The organism is Aeromonas sp. PI_26, from assembly GCF_027854445.1.
Lineage (GTDB): Bacteria > Pseudomonadota > Gammaproteobacteria > Enterobacterales > Aeromonadaceae > Aeromonas > Aeromonas veronii.
Map to the genome: position 1 here is coordinate 337080 of NZ_JAJNOE010000002.1, position 20622 is coordinate 357701.

At 61.5% G+C, this 20622-nt stretch carries 19 protein-coding genes; 7 read left to right on the forward strand and 12 right to left on the reverse strand.

Going from position 1 to position 20622, the window contains the following annotated elements:
* Window positions 1–34: 34 nt before the first annotated feature.
* The 10 genes from LRL22_RS04075 to glyA all read right to left on the reverse strand — a co-directional run bounded on the left by LRL22_RS04075 (window position 35) and on the right by glyA (window position 9812).
* Complete coding sequence (locus LRL22_RS04075) at window positions 35–1759, reverse strand: dipeptide ABC transporter ATP-binding protein (RefSeq protein ID WP_270904779.1); 1725 nt, start codon at window positions 1757–1759, stop codon at window positions 35–37.
* Window positions 1760–2246: 487 nt separating this feature from the next.
* Entirely contained in the window at window positions 2247–2741 is a 495-nt protein-coding gene (locus LRL22_RS04080) for a phosphatidylglycerophosphatase A family protein (protein ID WP_005349509.1), read from the reverse strand.
* Entirely contained in the window at window positions 2738–3697 is a 960-nt protein-coding gene (gene thiL, locus LRL22_RS04085) for a thiamine-phosphate kinase (protein ID WP_270904780.1), read from the reverse strand. The genes LRL22_RS04080 and thiL overlap by 4 nt, the downstream gene beginning before the upstream one ends.
* Window positions 3698–3754: 57 nt before the next feature.
* Entirely contained in the window at window positions 3755–4168 is a 414-nt protein-coding gene (nusB, locus tag LRL22_RS04090) for a transcription antitermination factor NusB (protein WP_005343514.1), read from the reverse strand.
* A gap of 14 nt (window positions 4169–4182) precedes the next feature.
* Window positions 4183–4653 carry a 6,7-dimethyl-8-ribityllumazine synthase gene (ribH, locus tag LRL22_RS04095; protein WP_005338866.1) on the reverse strand — a complete coding sequence of 157 codons (471 nt, stop codon included), beginning with the start codon at window positions 4651–4653 and terminating at the stop codon, window positions 4183–4185.
* A 130-nt stretch (window positions 4654–4783) separates the two neighbouring features.
* On the reverse strand, window positions 4784–5893 hold the full coding sequence (ribBA, locus tag LRL22_RS04100; RefSeq protein ID WP_088870028.1) for a bifunctional 3,4-dihydroxy-2-butanone-4-phosphate synthase/GTP cyclohydrolase II: 1110 nt from the start codon (window positions 5891–5893) through the stop codon (window positions 4784–4786).
* 149 nt (window positions 5894–6042) lie between these two features.
* Entirely contained in the window at window positions 6043–6696 is a 654-nt protein-coding gene (locus LRL22_RS04105) for a riboflavin synthase (protein ID WP_270904781.1), read from the reverse strand.
* A 55-nt stretch (window positions 6697–6751) separates the two neighbouring features.
* Window positions 6752–7861: a bifunctional diaminohydroxyphosphoribosylaminopyrimidine deaminase/5-amino-6-(5-phosphoribosylamino)uracil reductase RibD gene (gene ribD, locus LRL22_RS04110; protein WP_033114136.1), complete on the reverse strand. Its 1110-nt coding sequence runs from the start codon at window positions 7859–7861 to the stop codon at window positions 6752–6754.
* 97 nt (window positions 7862–7958) lie between these two features.
* Complete coding sequence (gene nrdR, locus LRL22_RS04115; RefSeq protein ID WP_005338880.1) at window positions 7959–8408, reverse strand: transcriptional regulator NrdR; 450 nt, start codon at window positions 8406–8408, stop codon at window positions 7959–7961.
* A 150-nt stretch (window positions 8409–8558) separates the two neighbouring features.
* The gene (glyA, locus tag LRL22_RS04120) at window positions 8559–9812 is read right to left on the reverse strand and encodes a serine hydroxymethyltransferase (protein ID WP_040068624.1); all 1254 of its coding nucleotides are present in this window, start codon (window positions 9810–9812) and stop codon (window positions 8559–8561) included.
* A 324-nt stretch (window positions 9813–10136) separates the two neighbouring features.
* On the opposite strand from glyA, the gene LRL22_RS04125 reads away from it, so the two are divergent.
* Window positions 10137–10421, forward strand: a complete 285-nt coding sequence (locus tag LRL22_RS04125) for a hypothetical protein (RefSeq protein WP_263085595.1) — start codon at window positions 10137–10139, stop codon at window positions 10419–10421.
* Window positions 10422–10472: 51 nt separating this feature from the next.
* On the opposite strand, the gene torS is transcribed toward LRL22_RS04125, so the two are convergent.
* Window positions 10473–13298, reverse strand: a complete 2826-nt coding sequence (torS, locus tag LRL22_RS04130; RefSeq protein WP_270904782.1) for a TMAO reductase system sensor histidine kinase/response regulator TorS — start codon at window positions 13296–13298, stop codon at window positions 10473–10475.
* A 70-nt stretch (window positions 13299–13368) separates the two neighbouring features.
* Between torS and torT the strand changes: the two genes are divergently transcribed.
* Both torT and LRL22_RS04140 read left to right on the forward strand, forming a co-directional pair.
* Window positions 13369–14412, forward strand: coding sequence for a TMAO reductase system periplasmic protein TorT (torT, locus tag LRL22_RS04135; protein ID WP_270904783.1), 1044 nt, complete (start codon window positions 13369–13371; stop codon window positions 14410–14412).
* A gap of 37 nt (window positions 14413–14449) precedes the next feature.
* Entirely contained in the window at window positions 14450–14854 is a 405-nt protein-coding gene (locus LRL22_RS04140) for a GFA family protein (protein ID WP_139732875.1), read from the forward strand.
* Window positions 14855–14890: 36 nt separating this feature from the next.
* Here the strand turns inward: LRL22_RS04140 and torR are convergent, their stop codons facing one another.
* Entirely contained in the window at window positions 14891–15604 is a 714-nt protein-coding gene (torR, locus tag LRL22_RS04145) for a two-component system response regulator TorR (protein WP_042080622.1), read from the reverse strand.
* Between the two features lie 145 nt (window positions 15605–15749).
* On the opposite strand from torR, the gene torC reads away from it, so the two are divergent.
* From torC to LRL22_RS04165, 4 genes are all read left to right on the forward strand, one after another.
* Complete coding sequence (gene torC / locus LRL22_RS04150) at window positions 15750–16916, forward strand: pentaheme c-type cytochrome TorC (protein ID WP_270904784.1); 1167 nt, start codon at window positions 15750–15752, stop codon at window positions 16914–16916.
* A gap of 27 nt (window positions 16917–16943) precedes the next feature.
* The gene (gene torA, locus LRL22_RS04155) at window positions 16944–19436 is read left to right on the forward strand and encodes a trimethylamine-N-oxide reductase TorA (RefSeq protein ID WP_270904785.1); all 2493 of its coding nucleotides are present in this window, start codon (window positions 16944–16946) and stop codon (window positions 19434–19436) included.
* A 99-nt stretch (window positions 19437–19535) separates the two neighbouring features.
* On the forward strand, window positions 19536–20204 hold the full coding sequence (gene torD / locus LRL22_RS04160; RefSeq protein WP_139409947.1) for a molecular chaperone TorD: 669 nt from the start codon (window positions 19536–19538) through the stop codon (window positions 20202–20204).
* A gap of 7 nt (window positions 20205–20211) precedes the next feature.
* A complete protein-coding gene (locus LRL22_RS04165; RefSeq protein ID WP_005349490.1) occupies window positions 20212–20580 on the forward strand; it encodes a hypothetical protein in 369 nt (122 codons plus the stop codon).
* Window positions 20581–20622: the final 42 nt, after the last annotated feature.

Here is a 20622-nt window from a genome sequence, read left to right on the forward strand (position 1 = left end):
TTTTTGACAAGCAGACCGGCGCACCGGCGCACTCCTAGCTTGCGATTTCCAGCCCCTCGCGGGACATTCCCTTGAACTCCGGCATGAGGGAGATCAGCTTGCGGCTGTACTCATGCTCGGCATTGGTAAAGAGTTTCTCGGTCTCGGCCACTTCCACCAGATGACCGTGCTGCATCACCCCGATGCGGTCGCACATCTGGCGGATCACCGGCAGATCGTGGCTGATAAACAGCATGGTGAGCTTGAGCTCCTGCTGCAGATCCTTGAGCAGGTTGAGGATCTGGGCCTGCACCGACACATCCAGCGCCGAGGTCGGCTCATCGCAGATAAGGAAGCGCGGGCGAGTGGCCAGGGCGCGTGCAATGGAGATGCGCTGGCGCTGGCCGCCAGAGAACTCGTGGGGGTACTTGAGGCCAGCACCACGGCCAAGACCCACGTGATCCAGCAGATCGCCGACAATCCCCTCGATCTGGCTCTCGCTGCTCGCCAGCTGATGGAAGCGGATCGGCTCGGCAATGATGTCGCGCACCTTCATCCGCGGGTTCATCGAGGAATAGGGGTTCTGAAACACCATCTGCATCTGGCGACGCAGCGGGCGACGCTCGCGCTCGCTCTTGAGGGCGGTCAGATCGATCCCTTCGAAGAAGATTTTGCCGGTATCAGGCGGATAGAGACCTGTGATGGCGCGGGCAATGGTCGATTTGCCGGAGCCCGACTCCCCCACCAGACCGAAGGTCTCCCCTTCGAAGATCTCGAAGCTGATGTTGTTGCAGGCGCGCACATACTGGCGGCGGCTCGGGAAGATGGAGTCCTTGGTGACGAACTTCAGATCGACGTTCTCCACCCGCAGCAGCGCCCCTTCATAGGCACGCTCGTCCTGACTCTGGCCGAGCCAGTGGGTCTTGAGGTCGATATTGGTATCCGGCGCACTGGCATCCTCGATATAGGAGACCAGCGGGAAACGCACCAGCTTCACATCGGAGCGGGGTACCGCCGAGATAAGGCTGCGGGTATAGGGGTGATTGGGGCTGCCCAGTACCTGTTCGGTCAGGCCGAACTCCACCAGATCGCCGCGATACATCACCGCCACCTTGTCGGTAACGTTGGAGACAACGCCCATGTCGTGGGTCACCAGCATGCAGCCCACCTGACGCTCTTTGCAGAGGGAGCGGATAAGCTGGAGGATCTGATCCTGAATGGAGACGTCGAGCGCCGTGGTCGGCTCGTCGGCGATGATCAGCTCCGGATCGCAGGAGAGCGCGATGGCGATAACCACCCGCTGACGCATGCCACCGGAAAACTGGTGCGGATACTGTTTGATGCGCAGCTCCGGCTGTGGAATACCCACCGCCCCCATCAGCTCCAATGCCTTGGCAAAAGCGGCTTCGCGAGAGAGGTCGGTATTGGCCAGAATGGTCTCCACCAGCTGATGCTCAACGGTGAACAGCGGGTTGAGGGAGGTCATGGGGTCCTGGAAGATGAACCCGATACGGGAGCCACGGATGGCCCGCATCTCGTTCTGGCTCTTGCCGGAGATGAGCTCGCCATTGAGATAGATATCGCCACGGGCGATGCGACCCGGCGGGCTCAGGAGATCGATAACGGCGTTGCCGATGGTGGACTTGCCGGCGCCGGATTCACCGACCACTCCGACAATCTCACCCTTTTCGATAGAGAAAGAGAGATCCTTCACCGCGGCCAGCACCCCATAGCGGGAGGGGTACTCGATCCGCAAGTTCTTTACTTCGAGCAAGGACATGTTTACCTCTGCGGGGGACATCCGTCCCAAATAATTCGTCCGTAAATCAGCCGCAGATGCCGGTTGTTACCTTGGGCAATATTTGCTCAATCCATGAGGCAGCGTAACCAGCGATCCGGGCGGGTTTTTTGCATTTTTTTGGAATAACCCGCGAGTAACTTAGACGGTTTGACCACGGGTGTAAATGATTGAGTTATACAATTCCGCAATGTTTTGTGCAGATAACCACCAACTCGGCAGAGATAAATGATGATTTTCATCACACAAATGGCCGGTGCGTCCGTACATCTATTGGTATCATTACTTTAATTTCAACAACAACGCAACAAGCAGCATTTATCACTATCTCCAAAACAATCACCAGCCCCGAATGAGTAGTGAATATTTATGTGAAATGGATGATAAACGGCAGCATATGCCGATGAATGAAAATTAAGCAGATATAAATCGGGGGATGCCAGAACGGTCATCCCCCGGAAGGTGGCTCTTAACCGAGCCAGAATGCCAGTAATTGCATACAAAACAGGGCGAACAAACCGGCGATGAGATCGTCCAGCATGATGCCCAGGCCACCGTGGATCCGGCGATCAAACCAGGAGATGGGCCAGGGCTTGAGCACATCAAACAACCGGAACAGCGCGAAGCCCGCCACCACCCACTCCCAACCGGCTGGCGCGGCGATCATGGTGACACCAAAACCGATCACCTCATCCCAGACGATGGCGCCGTGATCCGGCATACCGATGGCATCGGTGGCGCTCTGACAGATACGAATACCGACCACAAACCCCACCGCCAGCAAGGCGATAAACCAGTGGGTCGGCAGCCCGCTCACCAGCAGGTAGAGCGGAATGGCCGCCAGGGTGCCCATGGTGCCTGGCGCTTTGGGGCTGAGACCGGAACCAAACCCCACCGCCAAAAAGTGAAGTGGATTTTTCAGATCCAGTCGTGTCAGCTCGGGCTTTATCCTGAACAAACTCATGCGAAGTGATCCCACCCTTTCAGTTGCAACTCGACCGACTGGTCGCCACGCAGGTAGTCGATGCCCGGCTCGCCCGCCACAATGCGGCCAATGCGGCTGAACTTGACCCCGCTGTGGGCCAGCGCCGTATCGAGCGCGCCGCGGTGCTCCTCCGGTACGGTGAAGCAGAGCTCGTAGTCATCGCCACCGGCCAGCGCCAGTTGCCACGCCTCCTGCTCGCTCACCGCATCCTGCAACACCGGCGAGAGCGGCAGCAGATCGAGATCGATCTGGGCCCGCACACCGGAGGCCTTGAGGATATGACCGAGATCCGATGCCAGCCCATCGGAGAGATCCAGCGCACTACCCGCCAGCCCGCGCAGCGCCTGACCGGCCAGAATGCGGGGATGGGGGTGGTCGAGCCGTGGCAGCACCGCGGCCAGCTGGTTCTCGTTGAGGGTGCGTTTGCCCAGCAGGTGGGAAAGCGCCAGCGCGGCATCCCCCAGGGTGCCGGTGACATAGATGCTGTCACCGGCTTTGGCGCCGCTGCGCATCAGGGCGCGACCGGCAGGCACCGATCCCTTCACCGAGATGGTGATGGAGAGCGGCCCGCGGGTCATGTCTCCGCCCACCAGCGCCACATTGTAGTACTCGGCCAGCTCCAGAAACCCTTCGGCAAAACCGGCGACCCAACCTTCGTTGATGGCAGGCAGAGTCAGTGCCAGCGACACCCAGCGCGGCTCGGCCCCCATGGCGGCGAGATCGGAGAGATTGACCGCCAGCGCCTTGTAGCCGAGATCCACCGGATCCATGTCGGGAAAGAAGTGTACGCCGCTCACCAGAGTGTCGGTGCTCACCGCCAGCTGGGTATCGGGGGGCAGGGTCAGCAGGGCACAGTCATCTCCAGGGCCCATCACCACGTCCTTGCGGGCGTGGGGGACCTTGAAGTACTTATCAATCAGCTCAAATTCACCCATACAGTAAAAAGCCAGCAATAAGCTGGCTCCTCTCTTAGATGCTGACGGACAGCAGGATCAACGCTTGTTCAGCGACTTGATCACCTTGTCCAGTACACCGTTGACAAACTTGTGGCTGTCATCGGCAGCAAAAGCTTTGGCCAGCTCGATCGCTTCGTTGATGACCACGCGCGGCGGTACATCATCACGACGGGTCAGCTCATAGGTCGCCAGACGCAGGATCGCCTTGTCCACCATGTCCACTTCTTCCAGCGGACGGGAGAGGAAAGGTGCAAACACCTTGTCCAGCTCGCTGCAGTGGAGGGCTACCCCGAACAGCAGATCGCGGAAATAGTTCAGGTCTACACCCTTGGTGTCCTGATCGATCTTGAACTGCTCTTCGATGTCACCCACGTTAGCCTTGGTCATCTGCCACTGGTAGATGGCCTGGGTGGCGCAATGGCGGGCTTTACGGCGCTCAGACGGTTTCAATGTACTTCTCCTCGTTACACGTCCAGTTCTTTCAGGACGTTGATCATTTCGAGCGCTGCCAGTGCAGCCTCTGCACCCTTGTTACCCGCCTTGGTACCTGCACGCTCGATGGCTTGTTCAATGTTTTCAGTGGTCAGCACACCGAAGGCAACGGGAATTTCATATTCCATCATTACCTGGGCCATGCCCTTGCTGTTCTCGTTTGCCACCAGGTCGAAGTGGTAGGTGCCGCCACGGATGACAGTACCGACCGCCACGATGGCGTCGTATTGACCACTCTTGGCCAGCTTCTTGATGACCAATGGCATTTCAACCGCGCCCGGCACTTTTACCAGTGTCAGGTTGCTGTCCTGCACTTGACCTTGACGCTTCAGTACGTCCACCGCGCCGTTCACCAGACTGTCGTTGATGAAGCTGTTGAAACGGGCAACAACAATAGCAACGCGCGCCTCAGGAGCGGCGATATTTCCTTCGATAACCTTCATTGGAAATCCTGTATCTGTGCAATCAAAAGGGCCGGAGTCAAAAGTGCGCACATTCTAGCACAACAGACCCACGACAAAAACCATGGCCGCAATAGACGGCCATGATCGCGATGTAACCAGTCCGGCGCGCTTACTCGCCGATGTACTCAACCACTTCCAGACCGAAACCACCGAGGGCATGGTACTTCTTCGGCGAGCTCAACAGGCGCATCTTGCTCACGCCGAGCGCCTTGAGGATCTGGGAACCCACACCAACGCGGCGAGAAGTGCCTTGCCACTTGGCTCCTTCCGGCGCCAACCCCTTGTCGGCGGCTTCAAAACCCTTGACCCTAGCCAGCAGCTCGGCGCCATGGGATTCCGCCCCCAAAATCACCAGCACCCCGCCTTCGTCAGCGATGCGGGCCATGGATTTGGGCAGCGGCCAGCTGCGGGCGGCGTGGCGGTCGGTCAGCAGCAGATCGCTCAGCACATCGTGCAGATGGACCCGCACCAGGGTCGGCTGGTCAGCCTGCACCTCACCCTTTTTCAGGGCGAAGTGAACCTGATTGTCGATGGTGTCGCGGAAGGTGATGAGGTCGAACTCGCCAAACTCGGTCGGCAGCTTGCATTCGGCCACCTTCTCGACAGTGGTCTCGTGCTGGTTGCGGTACTCGATAAGGTCGGCGATGGTGCCAAGCTTGATGCCATGCTGCTCGGCGAACACCTCCAGATCCGGACGGCGCGCCATGGTGCCATCTTCGTTGAGGATCTCGACGATGACGGCGGCCGCCTCGAAACCGGCCAGACGGGCCAGATCGCAGCCCGCTTCGGTGTGACCGGCACGGGTCAGCACGCCGCCATCCTGCGCCATCAGCGGGAAGATGTGGCCCGGCTGCACCAGATCGGCCGCCTTGGCATTGGGCGCCACAGCCGCCTGCACGGTCACCGCGCGATCGGCGGCTGAGATACCTGTGGTCACCCCTTCTGCCGCCTCGATGGAGACGGTAAAGGCGGTGGAGAACTGGGCATTGTTGCGATCCACCATCAGCGGCAGCGCCAGTTGCTTGCAGCGATCCCGGGTCAGGGTCAGGCAGATGAGGCCACGGCCGTAGCGGGCCATGAAGTTGATATCCTCCGGACGGACGCAGGAGGCGGCCATGATGAGGTCCCCTTCGTTCTCCCTGTCTTCGTCATCCATCAGGATCACCATCTTGCCAGCCTTGATATCGGCAATGATTTCCTGGGTTGTGCTCAGCGCCATGGGCTACTCCATCAGTGTGCTTGGGGGTTGAGCCCGCAGGCTCAACGCAAATGCGTGTGTATGTTGCTCTAGATTGGGGCTAGCGGCTCCATTTCAATCAGAGCGGGATCACAGAAAATCGTTTTGGTGGCCAGACTCAGCGCACACCGTCAGAGAAAACCGGCCTTGGCCAGCGTCTCCATGGTCAGGGTCGAGGCGCTGCTCTCCTGACTTTTTCCCATCATCAGCCGCTCCAGATAACGGGCGATCTGATCGACCTCGAGGTTGACCTTGTGACCCGGCTTCCAGCTGGCAATAGTGGTCTCCTGCGCGGTGTGGGGCACGATCGTCAGGCGGAAAAGGTCCCCCTGCACCGCGTTGACGGTGAGGCTGATGCCATCCACCGCAATGGAGCCCTTCTCGGCGATATAGCGGGAGAGTTCCCCCGGCGCCTTGATCCAGTACTCGATGGCACGGCCGCTGCTGGAGACGCTTTTCACCTCCCCTACCCCATCCACATGGCCGGAGACCAGATGGCCGCCGAGGCGGGAGGTGGGCATCAGCGCCTTCTCGAGGTTGACCCGATCGCCCACTCTGGCGGCGGCAAAGCCAGTACGGGAGAGGGTTTCCAGCGACACGTCGGCGGTATAACTCTTGTCGCCCAGCGCCACCACGGTGAGGCAGACGCCGTTGGTGGCGATGGAGTCGCCCAGCTTGACGTCGCTAAAATCCAGGCTCGGGGCATGCACGGTAAGGGCCATGTCCTCCCCCTGACGGCGCAGCTCGGCCAGGGTCCCCACCGCTTCGATAATTCCGGTAAACATGCAGATCACCTTGCTGATGACGGGGGCAGCAGATGCCCCCTTGAACATTGAAAGATCAGGCTATTTTGGCGGTAATGCGAATATCCGGCCCCACCATGCGCACATCCTTGATGGCGAGCTTGGGCGCCTGGAACAGCCGGGTCAGGCCGGGCAGATGGAACAGCCCGCGCCCCTCGTCGCCCATCAGTTTGGGCGCCTGATAGAGCACCAGCTCATCCACCAGCCCTTTTTCCAGCAGAGCGCCGCACAGCCGCGGGCCCGCCTCGACCAGTACCGAGTTGACGTTCTGCTTGGCCAGCAGCATGAAGAGGCTGACCAGATCCAGCTTGCCATCCAGCAGCGGCAGCTCCAGCTGCTGCACCCACGCGGGCCACTCGCCGGACGCCTTGTGACGGGCCAGCAGCACCGGGCTCTCGCTCTGGAACAGCGGCAAGTCAGGGGTGAGACGGTTTTGTGAATCGACGATGACCCGCAGCGGCTGGCGCAGGGTCTCCTTGGGATAGCTCGCCTTGACCGAGGGGGGCAGCTCATCCCAGCGCACGGTCAGGGAAGCGCCGTCAGCCAGCACGGTTTCGGCGCTGGAGAGCACCGCATCGTGGCGGGCCCGCAGCCGTTGCACGTCGCGGCGCGCATCCGGGGAGGTGATCCACTGGCTCTCGCCGCTCGCCATGGCGGTGCGGCCATCGAGACTGGCCCCCAGCTTGACGGTCACTCGCGGGAAGGCGGTACGCATCCGCTTGAAAAAGCCCGGGTTGAGCGCTTCCGCTTCGCTCGCCAGCAGGCCGAAATCGGTCTTGATGCCCGCTTCGGAGAGCATGCGCAGGCCGCGTCCGCCAACCTGGGGATTGGGGTCAACCATGGCCGCCACCACCCGGGCCACCCCGGCGTTGATCAGCGCTTCGGCGCAGGGGGGAGTACGGCCGTGGTGGGAGCAGGGCTCGAGGGTCACATAGGCGGTGGCGCCACGGGCGTTGTCACCGGCGGCGCGCAGGGCGTAGACCTCGGCATGGGGCTCGCCCGCCTTCTGATGCCACCCTTCGCCAACCACCACACCATCTTTCACCAGCACGGCGCCGACGCAGGGGTTGGGGGCCGTGGTGTAACGGCCGCGGCGGGCCAGCTCGAGGGCCCGACTCATCCATTGGTAATCATCTTGACTAAACATCCGGGCTCCTTTGACAACACATCTCGGCTTTACGCAGTATCGTAGGTTCGATTAGCGCAGCGTAATCGGACGCGGCAACATGGGTAAGAATGGCGGTTTACTTCTCCAGCTTGGCGATCTCTTCACCGAACTCGCGAATATCTTCGAAGCTGCGATAGACGGAGGCAAAGCGGATATAGGCCACCTTGTCGAGACTCTTGAGTTCATCCATCACCAGATTGCCCACCAGCTCGGAGGCGACTTCGCGCTCGCCGGTGGCACGCAGGCGGGATTTGATATGGTTGACCGCTTTTTCGATGGCCTCCATGCTCACCGGCCGTTTCTCCAGCGCCCGCAGGATGCCGGCGCGCAGCTTGTCTTCGTTGAACGGCTCGCGGGAACCGTTGGACTTGATGACGCGGGGCATCACCAGCTCGGCCATCTCGAAGGTGGTAAAACGCTCGTGACAGAGCAGACACTCACGACGGCGGCGCACCTGATGGCCTTCTGCCACCAGACGGGAATCGATCACCTTGGTATCAACCGCACTACAGAATGGGCAATGCATCGGACCTCCGGCGTTAATGGAACAGGGACCGGCCCGGCGGGCCAGGATCTAGGTCGGCCAGTGTAGCACGGCCATCCAAAACCGGTAAAAGCCAGAAAAAACAATGCCACCCGCAGGTGGCATTGGTCTCAAACCGGATGGTCTGACTTATCAGCCATAAACCGGGAAGCGGCGGCAGATATCCAGCACCTTCTCACGCACGGTGGCCAGCACGGCATCGTTGTCGTGGTTGTCCAGTACGTCGCAGATCCAGTGGGTCAGCTCGATGGACTCGGCTTCCTTGAAACCACGGCGGGTGATGGCCGGGGTACCGATACGCACACCGGAGGTGACGAACGGGGAGCGCGGGTCGTTGGGCACGGAGTTCTTGTTAACGGTGATGTTGGCTTTGCCCAATGCAGCGTCAGCATCCTTACCGGTCAGCTCGCGACCGATCAGGTCAACCAGCATCAGGTGGTTGTCGGTACCGCCGGAGACGATCTTGTAACCGCGCTCGATAAAGGTCGCAGCCATCGCCTTGGCGTTTTTCACGACCTGAGCCTGATAGGTCTTGAACTCCGGCTCCAGCGCCTCTTTGAAGGCAACGGCTTTACCGGCGATGACGTGCATCAGCGGGCCACCCTGACCACCCGGGAAGACGGCAGAGTTGAGCTTCTTGTAGAGCTCCTCGTCGTCAGCGGCGGAGAGGATCAGACCACCGCGCGGACCAGCCAGGGTCTTGTGGGTGGTGGAGGTGACCACGTGAGCGTGGGGCACCGGGTTCGGGTAGACGCCAGCAGCGATCAGACCAGCCACGTGAGCCATGTCGACGAACAGGTAGGCACCTACCTTGTCGGCGATTTCGCGCATGCGGGCCCAGTCAACGATGCCGGAGTAGGCGGAGAAGCCACCGATCATCATCTTCGGCTTGTGCTCGACAGCCTGACGCTCCATGTCGTCGTAGTCGATCTTGCCGGACTCATCGATACCGTAAGGAATGATGTTGTACAGCTTGCCGGAGAAGTTGACCGGGGAGCCGTGGGTCAGGTGACCGCCGTGGGCCAGGTTCATGCCCAGCACGGTGTCGCCCGGCTGCAGCAGGGCCATGTAGACGGCGCTGTTGGCCTGGGAGCCGGAGTGCGGCTGCACGTTGGCGTAGGTGGCACCGAACAGCTCTTTAGCGCGTTCGATAGCCAGGGTTTCAACCACATCCACATACTCGCAACCGCCGTAGTAACGCTTGGAGGGGTAACCTTCGGCGTACTTGTTGGTCAGCTGGGAGCCCTGGGCTTCCATGACACGGGGGCTGGTGTAGTTCTCAGACGCAATCAGCTCGATATGCTCTTCCTGACGACGGGTTTCGTCTGTGATGGCCTGCCACAATTGCGGATCATAATTGGCGATGGTCATGTCACGTTTCAACATCCGTTTCTCTCCTGAAAATCGTTTGCGCGTTAGGTGAAGTGGGCGTGGCCATTGTAACGTGAGCTGGATCAAAGAGACAGTCCAACCACCTAAAAAAATGTTGAATTTATGTTGTAAAAAGCAAGATTCCCTCCCCGTTCAATACCCCGGCCGCTCCGCCAAACGACACATTTTTCATCCCGCTGCGGACGGGCAAAACCCGAAGGGGATCACAACGCCCTCTTTATCCATCCTGTAACATATTCATTCGAAACAAATTTAATGATGATGGAGCTGATTGCAGCCATGCATCCGAGGGGCTGCACCTAACCGGAGGAGTTCAAGATGGACCATCTGCTGACATTCGTGATCCTGGCTGTCTTTTTTCTGTTCTACTGGGTCTACTACACCAGCCAACGCAAGCATGTCCACACCACCTCGTGGGATCAACTCCCCACCAAAGCCGACTATCTGGCGGCCCACCCTGAATCAGTCGATGGCGACATCATCTTCTGTTATCACTGCGGCCACCACGAGTTGCTGGAGGTGGGCATGGTGCACCTGACCGATTTTCGCCGGGAATGGGTCTGTGCCAAGTGCAAGCAGGTGCTGTTTCGCGAGATCGAATAACGGCGCAGGGGCTGGCCACCCTCCCTAAACGCCGTACATCGCCAGCAGGGATCAGAACGGCGCATCCCTGTTGGCCGTCAGCCACTGCTGCAACCCGCTCACCGCCGCTTCAAATTGCGCCCCGATTGTCGCAGGCTCCCCGCCTCCCGCCTCAAGAGCCGCACAATGGCTGGCAAATTCGGTCAACCCAAGCGCCAGCGCACTCCCCTTGAGCTTGTGCGCCAGCTGACGTTGCTCACTTCCCTCACCCTGAGCCAACTTATCCACCAACACCCGCCCTTGCGACTCAAACAGCGCGACCAGCTGACGGATCCGCGCCATGCCGAGCAGGGGCAGATCGGCATCCAGCACCGGATTGGCCCACTCGGGGTGGTTAGTTGGGGGCACGGCTACTGATAACTGCACCTGCGGCTCGATAGAGGCCCCTTCTTGCCGAAATAGTTGATCTATGGCGTTCGCCAGCACCGCCAGCCGCACCGGCTTGCCGACAAAATCGACAAACCCGGCGGCAAGGCAGTGGCGGATATCCTCCGGATACATCTGGGCCGAGATGGCGATGGCGGGCAGCGGCCGTTCATGCATCTCCTCACTGATGGCGGCCAGATCCTCGCGCAGGGTCATGCCGTCCATATCGGGCAGATTGATATCGAGCAGCGCCAGCTCGAAGGGGCGCTCGGTCACCAGCGCCAGCGCGCTGCGACCATCCTCCGCCAGGGTGACGCGATGGCCGAGGCGGGTCAGCATACCGTGAGCCACCAACCGGTTGATCTCGTTATCCTCCACCAGCAGGATGTCGCGGGACTGGCCAAGGTGCAGCGGTTGTGCCTCAGCGGGCAGCTGGGCACTCGAGCGCTGCAACGGCAAACTGAAGCTGAATTCACACCCCTTGCCCAGTTCGCTGGCAAGGTTCAGCTCGCCCCCCATGGCGGCCACCAGCTTGCGGCTGATCGCCAGTCCCAGCCCGGTGCCGCCCTGATGGCCTATATCACGCTTGCGCTGGCGAAACGCCTCGAACACCGCCTCCTGCTCATCGGCCGGAATGCCGGGGCCGGTATCGCGCACCACAAACCGGATGCAGGGCTCGGCGCAAGGGCCTTGGCAGGCAAGAGGCGCCACCGTCAGGGTAATCTGGCCACGGGCGGTAAACTTGACCGCATTGCCGAGCAAGTTGCCGAGTACCTGCCGCAGCTTGCTCAGATCCCCCTCGACCACAGGCGCCAGCCCAGACGCATATTCCAGCGCCAGGGTGACCCCCTTGGCCGCAGCCTTTGGCCGGAACAACGCGCTGAGCTCATCCACCAGCTGGAACAGGGGGAAGGGCTCGCGGCGCGCCTCCACATGGCCCGCTTCTATCTTGGAGTAGTCGAGAATGTCGTTGAGGATCTCCAGCAGGGATTCGCCGCTGTGCTCGATGGCGGCCAGATAGCGCTGCTGGGTATCGCTCAGGTGGGTATCTTCCAGCAGCGTCAGGCCCCCGAGAATGCCGTTCATGGGGGTGCGGATCTCGTGACTCATGGTGGCGAGAAATACCGACTTGGCGCGGTTGGCCTGTTCTGCCTCGGCGCGGGCCTGCCGCTGCTTCTCCACCTCCTCATTGAGCCGCTCGTTGGCGTGGCTGAGCTGGCGGGTGCGCTCCTCAACCCGCGACTCCAGCTCGCGCTGATAACGGCCCAGCTCCACCGCATTGTCACGAAACACCTGCAGGGCCCGCCCCAACTCCGCCAGCTCATCGCGCCCGGTACTGGCGATCGGCTCAAGGGGGGCCAGATCCCCGCGCACCAACCGGCTCATCCCCGCCACCGCCCGTTGCAGCGGCCAGACGATCCGGCCGTAGACCATGCGCCACATCAGCAGCATCAGCAGTACCAGCGTGAGCAGGCCAATGCCCATCAGCGCCTGCTCCAGCAGCCTGAGACGCTGACTTAGCGCCTGCTGGCTCTGCCCCAGCGAATCGCGGGCACGGCTGACCAGCTCACCGACCTGCTGGTTGAGGCTGCTCATCAGGGCCTCATTGGCACTGGCCAGCACCCGCAGCGCCTCCCCCTTGCCGAGCCAGTCGCTGCGCAGTTGCATCAGCTTGTCGCTCTGTGCCAGCACGGTCAGCGCCTGTTCCACCGCCTGCCGGCGGGCCGGGTCGGTCACAGCCCCAGCCCGCAGTTGCAAGATAGCCAGCTCCCGCTGCCCCTCTTGCAATAGCGTTTGCAACTGTTCCTGCCGTTCGCTGCGCCACATCTCTTCGATGCGCTGCTGCTGCATCAGGGTGCGATGACGCAGCTCGGTCATCTGCTCCAGCCAGTCGAGATCCTGCTCCATCAGGCGATCCAGCGTCCGGGCCGCCTGCGCGCCTTGCTGTTGGTAGAGGGAACCCAATCCCGCCACCATCACGGTTTCAGCGTTCTCCATCTGGCTTCTCGCCAGCTCGGCGATCTGCCCGGCCGCCGCCACCAGACGGGCCCGCTGCGCCTCGCCCTGCGCCATCAGGGTCAGTCGCTCTCCCACCAGCCAGCCCTGCTGACCCAGATTGCCGATGATGCTCTGATTGAGCTGATCGAGGCTTGTTGAACCCTGCCCACGACCGAGTTGCGCCAGTACCTGCTGCAGCTGTTGTCCCTGCAGAGTGAGCAGGCGTCCCTGATGCTCCCGCTCCTGCTCGCTGGTTGCGGTGGCCAGCAGCCGTGACGCGCTCTGGATCTCGCCGCTGAGGCGAGAGAGCGTGCGCGCCAGCTCCTGATCGGCCAGAGTCTGCTGCACCCCTTGCTCCAGCTGGCGCAGATGGCTAAGCCCCACCCAGCCCAGCAGGGAAGCACTCAGGGTCAGCAACGCCATCAGGGAGAAGGCCAGCAGCAACTTGCCACCCAGGCCGGAAAAGATTCTCACGGGAAGTCCCTTGGTTATGGTCGGCTTTGACCGGATAATATGGCCCAACACTTTAACAAAACCCCTGGCCATGCGAAGCGTCTATCTCTCCCCGTTGTTGCTGATCTGGTTGCTAATGCTTCCCCGCGCCGCCCTCGCCTTTGCGGTCGATATCTGGCCCGGCGGCGAATTCAGCGGCCAGCCGCTGCGCCAGCAGTGGCAGGAACCCGCCGCAACCAAACCGCTGACCCTCTGTGCCCTCTACCCCCACCTGCGCGACGCCTACTGGCTCTCGGTCAATCAGGGCATGGTGGACGAAGCGAAGCGGCTGGGAGTCAAGTTGCAGATCCACGAAGCGGGGGGCTATGGCGCCCTCGCCGAGCAGCGTCAGCAGTTACAGCGCTGCGTGCAGGAAGAGAGCGACGCCATCTTGCTCGGCGCGGTGAGCTATCAGGGCTTGCGCGAGGCCATCAAGGCCACGCCGCTGCCGCTCTTTGGGTTGGTCAACGATCTGCCCAGCGGTCTGGTGCAGGCGAAGGTGGGGGTCTCCTGGTACCAGATGGGCTGGCAAATCGGCCACTGGCTGGCGCAGCGTCACCCCGCCGGCAGCAAGCCGGTCTCGGTCGCCCTCTTCCCCGGCCCGCAGGCGAGTGGCGGCAACAACTTTGTCGAGCCGGGCTTTGCCGACGCCATCAAGGGGAGCGCCATCAAGCTGGTCACCACCGAGCGCGGCGACAACAGCCGGGAAATCCAGCGTACACTGGTGCAGCAGACGCTGGCCCGCTATCCCGACCTCGACTATCTGGTGGGAGGGGCCATCGCCGCCGAAGTGGCGGTCAACGAACTGTCACAGCGCCATCTCGACCGGCCTCAGGTGTTGAGCACCTACTTCAGCCACGGGATACAGCGGGGCCTGCACCGGGGCAAGATCCTGGCCGCCAACAGCGATCAGATGCGGCTGCAGGGGCGCCTTGCGGTCGCTCAGGCGGTCTGCCTGCTGCAACACCCTGATGCCAATGCCGAACAGTGCCCGCGGGTGATGGGGCCACCCATTCTGACGCTGTCTGCGCCGCTGGCCGACCCCGCCGATTCCCTCTCGGATGGCGCTTTTCGTCCCGTCTATCGGGTCGAATAGCCGTTCCAAATCCGATCAGCACACTCAAGGAGAAGAGATGAAAGAGTTACATGCCAGCTGCCTGTGTGGCGCCGTCGCCCTGACCCTGCCGGATCAGTTCGACTATATGGGGAACTGCCACTGCAGCGAATGCCGCAAGTTTTCAGGGGGAGATTACGCCTCGGTCGGCGGACTGGATGGCAGCAAGGTCACCATAGTGAAGGGAGAAGAGGCCATCGGCCGCTACCGGAAATCGGCAGAGACCACCCTGGCCTTCTGTCGTCACTGCGGCTCCAGCCTCTTCAGCCAGAAGAGCAGCAGCGGCAAGATCAACCTGCGCCTCGGGGTACTGGACGATGTGCCGAGCCAGCGACCCGCGTTTCACATCTTCGTCGGATCCAAGGCGCCCTGGCACCAGATTGGCGACGACTGCCCGCAATTTGATACCCGCCCGCCGGTCTGATACCCGGTCAAACAGGCCAGGGCCACCGCAACGGGATCAGGAGGCTATCTCGCCGGCAAACAGATAGCCTTCACCATGGACGGTGACAAACAGCTGGGGATCCCGCGGATCCGCTTCCATCTTGCCGCGCAGCCGCCGGATCAACACATCTATGGTGCGATCGCTCGGGCCATCGCCGCGATGGCTGATGAGGGTCAGGATCCGCTCCCGACTGAGCACCCGCCCGGCATGGGCGACAAAGGCCACCAGCACTTCATATTCGGCCTTGGTCAGACGCACCGGCACTCCGTCCTTGCTGAGCTGGCGGCGGGGAATATCAAAACGCCAGGGGCCAAAGCGCACCGCATCGTCAGCCACCGCAGGCTCGCTCGGCGCGGCGGCCGCCAGCGAGATCCGCCACAGCAGATTCTTGACCCGCACCAGCAACTCCCGCAGCTCGAACGGCTTGGTGACATAGTCGTCGGCCCCCATCTCGAGGCCGACAATCCGGTCCACCGCATCGCTGCGGCCGGTGACCAGAATGATCCCCACCGTGCTGCGCGCCCGCAGTTCACGGGTCAGCAGCAGACCATCTTCTCCCGGCAGGTTGATATCCAGCATCACCAGATCGACCGTCTGTTCCGCCAGCACGGCGCGCATCTCCTGGCCGTTTTCGACCGCCGTCACCCGATAGCCCTCCCGCTCGAAATAGCCGGTCAGCTTCTCGCGGGTAACCGCATCATCTTCAACAACCAGAATGTGGTAGCTCATGGGCAGGGTTCACGATGGTCGACAAGGGAGGATTATTCTATTCACATTTTGTCATAAATACCCCTATTTCATTAATTTGTGGCGGCAGCCCTGTTCACAACGCCTCCCTATCATGGCTCCCATCAAAAAAGTGATGTGAGAGAGCATGATGAAAAAACTGTGGCACTTCCTGCGCACCCCCAGCCGTCGCTGGTCGGTACTGGCGCTGCTTCTGGTAGGCGTCGGTGTCACCCTCGCGGGCACCGTCGGTCTGCACTATGGCTTTGAGAAAACCAGCAGCCTCGAATTCTGTATCTCCTGCCACTCCATGAAAGACACCGTCTATCCGGAGTACAAGGAGTCCATCCACTTCAAGAATGCCTCAGGGGTACAGGCGGTCTGTACCGACTGTCATCAGCCGAAGGATTTCGTCGGCAAGGTGGCCCGCAAGATGGAGGCGGCCAACGACCTCTATCAGGAGTACATAGGCCACAGCATCGACACCCAGGAGAAGTTCGAGGACCGGCGCCTGCATCTGGCCGAGAAGGTGTGGGCACGGATGAGCAGCCAGAACTCCAAGACCTGCAAGTCCTGCCACAGCTACGACAACATGGATCACGCCAAGCAGTCCCCGGCGGCAGCGCTGGCGATGAAAGATGCGGCGGCGAAGAACATGAACTGCATCCAGTGCCACAAAGGCATCGCCCACGAACTGCCCAACATGGCGGGGGGCTTCCGGGCCACTTACGCCACTCTGGTCAAGGACGCGCAAGAGGCGCCAGCCGCCGAGACCCTCTACAACCTGGGTGAAAAAGATCTCTATGCCAGCGAACAGAGCACCGACCCGGTCGGCAAACTGCTGCCCGCCTCCCGTATCGACGTGGTGGACCGCAGCGGCGATCGCCTCAAGGTGACCATCGAAGGGTGGCGCGAGAGCGACGGCAAGGGCCGGGTGCTGAGCGAATACATGGGCAAGCGGGTCTTCGTCGCTACCATCCGTGATGAACTGAAAGCGAGCGAGAAAGTGCTCAAACAGGAGACCGACAGCGCCACCCATATCAAGTGGGAACAGGTTCAGGTGCAGGCCTGGGTCGATGGCAAGGGCTTTGAGTCCTCGCTCAAGCCGATCTGGGATTACGCCGGCGAGATGTACAAATCCACCTGCAACTCCTGCCACGGCGCGCCGGATCCCGCTCACTTCACTGCCAACGGCTGGATTTCGGGACTCAAGGCGATGTCTGCCTACTATCGCCTGAGCAAGGAAGAGGAGCGCACCCTGCTCAAATACCTGCAAAACCATGCCGCCGATACCGGTGGTCAGGGCAGCCACTAAGTCCGGATTCGAAAGAGGAATAACAAGATGATCAATATTTCCCGTCGTGGTTTTCTGGGTGGCTTGCTGGCCAGCGGTGCCTCTGCCCTGATCGGCCCCTCCCTGCTCGGTCGCGCCGTGATGGCCGCCGAGTCCGGCGACAAGCTGGTGCAGTCCGGCTCCCACTGGGGTGCCTTCCGTGCCCGGGTGGTCGATGGCCGCTGGGTCGAGACCCTGCCGTTCGAGCACGACAAGCACCCCACCGACATGCTCAAGGCCTTGAGTGAAGTGGTCTACAACCCCTCCCGCATCCGCTACCCCATGGTGCGGCTGGACTGGCTGCGCAAGGGGCACCAGTCCGACACCAGCGAACGCGGCCAGAACCGCTTCGTGCGGGTCACCTGGTCTCAGGCGCTGGACTTCTTCTATCACGAGCTGGAGCGGGTGCAGAAGACCTATGGCCCGAGCGCTCTCTATGCCGGTCACTCCGGCTGGCAGTCGGTGGGCAAACTGCACTCCGCTGGTGCCATGCTGGGGCGCGCCATGAACCTGCACGGCACCTATCTGGCCAAGGCCGGTGACTACTCCACCGGTGCCGCCCAGGTGATCCTGCCCCACGTGGCGGGCGCAATGGAGGTGTATGAGCAGCAAACCTCTTGGCCGCTGGTGCTGGAACACAGCAAGACTATCGTCATCTGGGGCTCCGATCCCATCAAGAACCTGCAGGTGGGCTGGCTGGTGCCGGATCACAGCGTCTACGACTACTGGGCACAGCTGAAAGAGAAGGTGGCCAAGGGCGAGATCCGGGTGATCAGTGTCGACCCGGTCAAATCCAAGACCCAGAAGTACCTCAATTGCGATCAGGTGACCCTGAATCCGCAGACCGACGTACCGCTGATGCTGGGCATCGCCCACACCCTCTACAGCGAGAAGCGCCACGACGAGGCGTTCCTGAAGAACTACACCACCGGCTTTGACAAGTTCCTACCCTACATGCTGGGCACCAGCGATGGTCAGGTGAAGGACGCCGAGTGGGCCGCCGCCATCTGTGGCGTACCAGCCGAGACCATCCGCGAGCTGGCCCGCACCATGAGCAGCGGCCGCACCCAGCTTATCGGCGGCTGGTGTGTGCAGCGTATGCACCACGGCGAGCAGTACGCCTGGATGCTGGTGGTACTGGCTTCGATGATTGGCCAGATCGGCCTGCCGGGGGGCGGTTACGGCTTTGGCTGGCACTACAACGGGGCGGGCACCATCACCTCCAGCTGCCCCATCATGTCCGGTTTCAGCTCGGTCATTCCCGGGGTCAAGCCGCTCCATGACGGCGACTGGAAGGGCTACTCCAAGTACATTCCGGTGGCCCGTTTCGTCGACTGCATCCTCAATCCGGGCAAGCAGATCGCCTTCAACGGCCAGACCATCACCTACCCCCACATGAAGATGGCGGTGTTCTGCGGCAACAACCCGTTCCACCACCAGCAGGATCGCAACAAGATGGTCGCGGCCTGGCGCAAGCTGGAAACCGTGGTCAGCATCGATCACCAGTGGACCGCCAGCTGCCGTTTTGCCGATATCGTGCTGCCCGCCACCACCACCTATGAGCGGGATGACATCGAGCAGTGGGGTTCTCACTCCAACGCGGGCATTCTGGCCATGTACAAGGTAGTGGAGCCGCTGTTCGAGGCGCGGGATGACTACGACATCTTTGCTGATCTCTGCCGTCGCTTCGGTCGCGAGGCCGAATTCACCGGTGGCAAGAGCAAGCTGGAGTGGATCCAGAGCATCTATGACGACGCCCGCCTGCAGGGCCGCGGCATCGGCATTCGACTGCCCCGTTTCAGCCAGTTCTGGCACGGCGAAGGCTTCGTCACCTTCCCGGCGGGCCAGCCCTGGGTGCGCCACGAGTCGTTCCGTCAGGAGCCGGATCTGGAACCCCTCGGTACCCCGTCTGGCCTTATCGAGATCTACTCCAAGACCATCGCCGATTACGGCTATGGGGATTGCCCGGGCCATCCGGTCTGGATCGAGCCCTACGAGCGCTCCCACGGCGGGCCGGGCAGCAAACAGTACCCGCTGCACCTGCAATCCTGCCACCCGGACAAGCGGCTGCACAGCCAGCTCTGCTCCTCCGACAACTACCGCGCCACCTACACGGTGCAGGGTCGCGAACCTGTCTACATGAATCCGCAGGATGCCAAATCTCGCGGCCTCAAGGACGGCGATCTGGTGCGGGTGTTCAACGGTCGCGGTCAGGTATTGGCTGGTCTGGTGGTGAGCGATGATTACGCCCCTGGCGTAGTCCGGATACAGGAAGGTGCCTGGTATGGCCCGCAAGAGGGCGGCAAGGTGGGTACGCTCTGTACCTACGGCGATCCCAACGTGCTGACCGCCGACATCGGCTCCTCCAGCCTGGCGCAGGCCACCACGGCCCATACCGCGCTGGTAGAGATCGAGAAGTTCCGCGGACAGGCGCCCGCCGTCACTGCCTTCGGCGCGCCGGAATCGGCCAAGGGCATCGACCCCATGTTCCCGGCACTCTGACCTCGGGGGGACGAAAGCACCCCCTTGAGTTTCCTTTATTTTTAAAGTCGTTAGAATCGGGAGCCATCAAGGCTCCCGATTGCCATCCACGGAGGAAAAATGCAGGAATTTATGGCTACCAGCGAACGCCGGGCCGAACTCTACTGGTGGTTCTCCACCCTGTTCGCCGCCGAACTCAGTGATGAGCAGATCGCCGAATATGACACCTATGATGTGCGAAGCTTCCTGAAAAGCCTCTCCACCCTGGATCCGATGCGCGAAGCCGTGGCCGAGCTCAACGATGCCATCGCCCGCCTGCTGGTGCGCCCGGATCGCCAGCTGGAGCTTGCCGCCGACTTCGCCGGCCTGTTTCTGGTGGATCCCAAACAGGGCGCCCTGCCCTATGAATCGCTCTACCGCGGCGAGGCCAAGCTGCTGATGCAGGCCCCGATGGCCGAGATGCAGGCCCGCCTCGATCGCCTCGGCATCAATGTCAGCGATAAATACAAAGAGCCTGCCGACCATCTGGCCATCGAGCTGGATCTGATGGGCAATCTCATCATCCGTGCGGCGGAAGCCAAGAACGCGGCCGAGCGGGAACGCTGGCTCGACGAGCAGGAAGCACTGCTGCACGGTCATCTGCTGGGCTGGTTTGACAAGTTCGAAAGCGCCTGTCGCGCCGCCGACCGGTTTGGCTTCTACGGCGCCAGTGCCCGCCTGCTGGGGGTCTTCCTCAAGATGGATGCCAACTACCTCTCTCTGGTCAAACCGGCACCGTCCGCCGACTGAGGCCGCGATGAAGACAGCCCTGCTTCTGATTGCATGCTGGCTGCTGGCCCTGATCCCGCTGGATCAGGGCATTACTCCCCTGATTGCGCTGCTGTTCAACCCGGATCGCGAGCTCTACGGCACCGCCCAGCTCACCGGATTTGCCGGCATCCTGCTCACCCTCTACCTTGCCAATCTCGGCGTCGAGGTAGTGTTGCGCCGCCGCTTCCAGATCGCCGGCATGCTGGCGCTGCTGGCCGCCTGGATCGACTTCATCAACAGCAGTGGCAGCGAGTCGCACTTCCTGCTGCTCTATCTGCTTGCCCTCCCGTTCCACCTGCTCGGCTGGCTGGTACTGGTGCGCGGCATTCAGGCGTTTGGTCGCCAGAAGGGATAACCACTCGCCCCCTTTTTCCACCCTTTTTATCAGGTTTTTCTG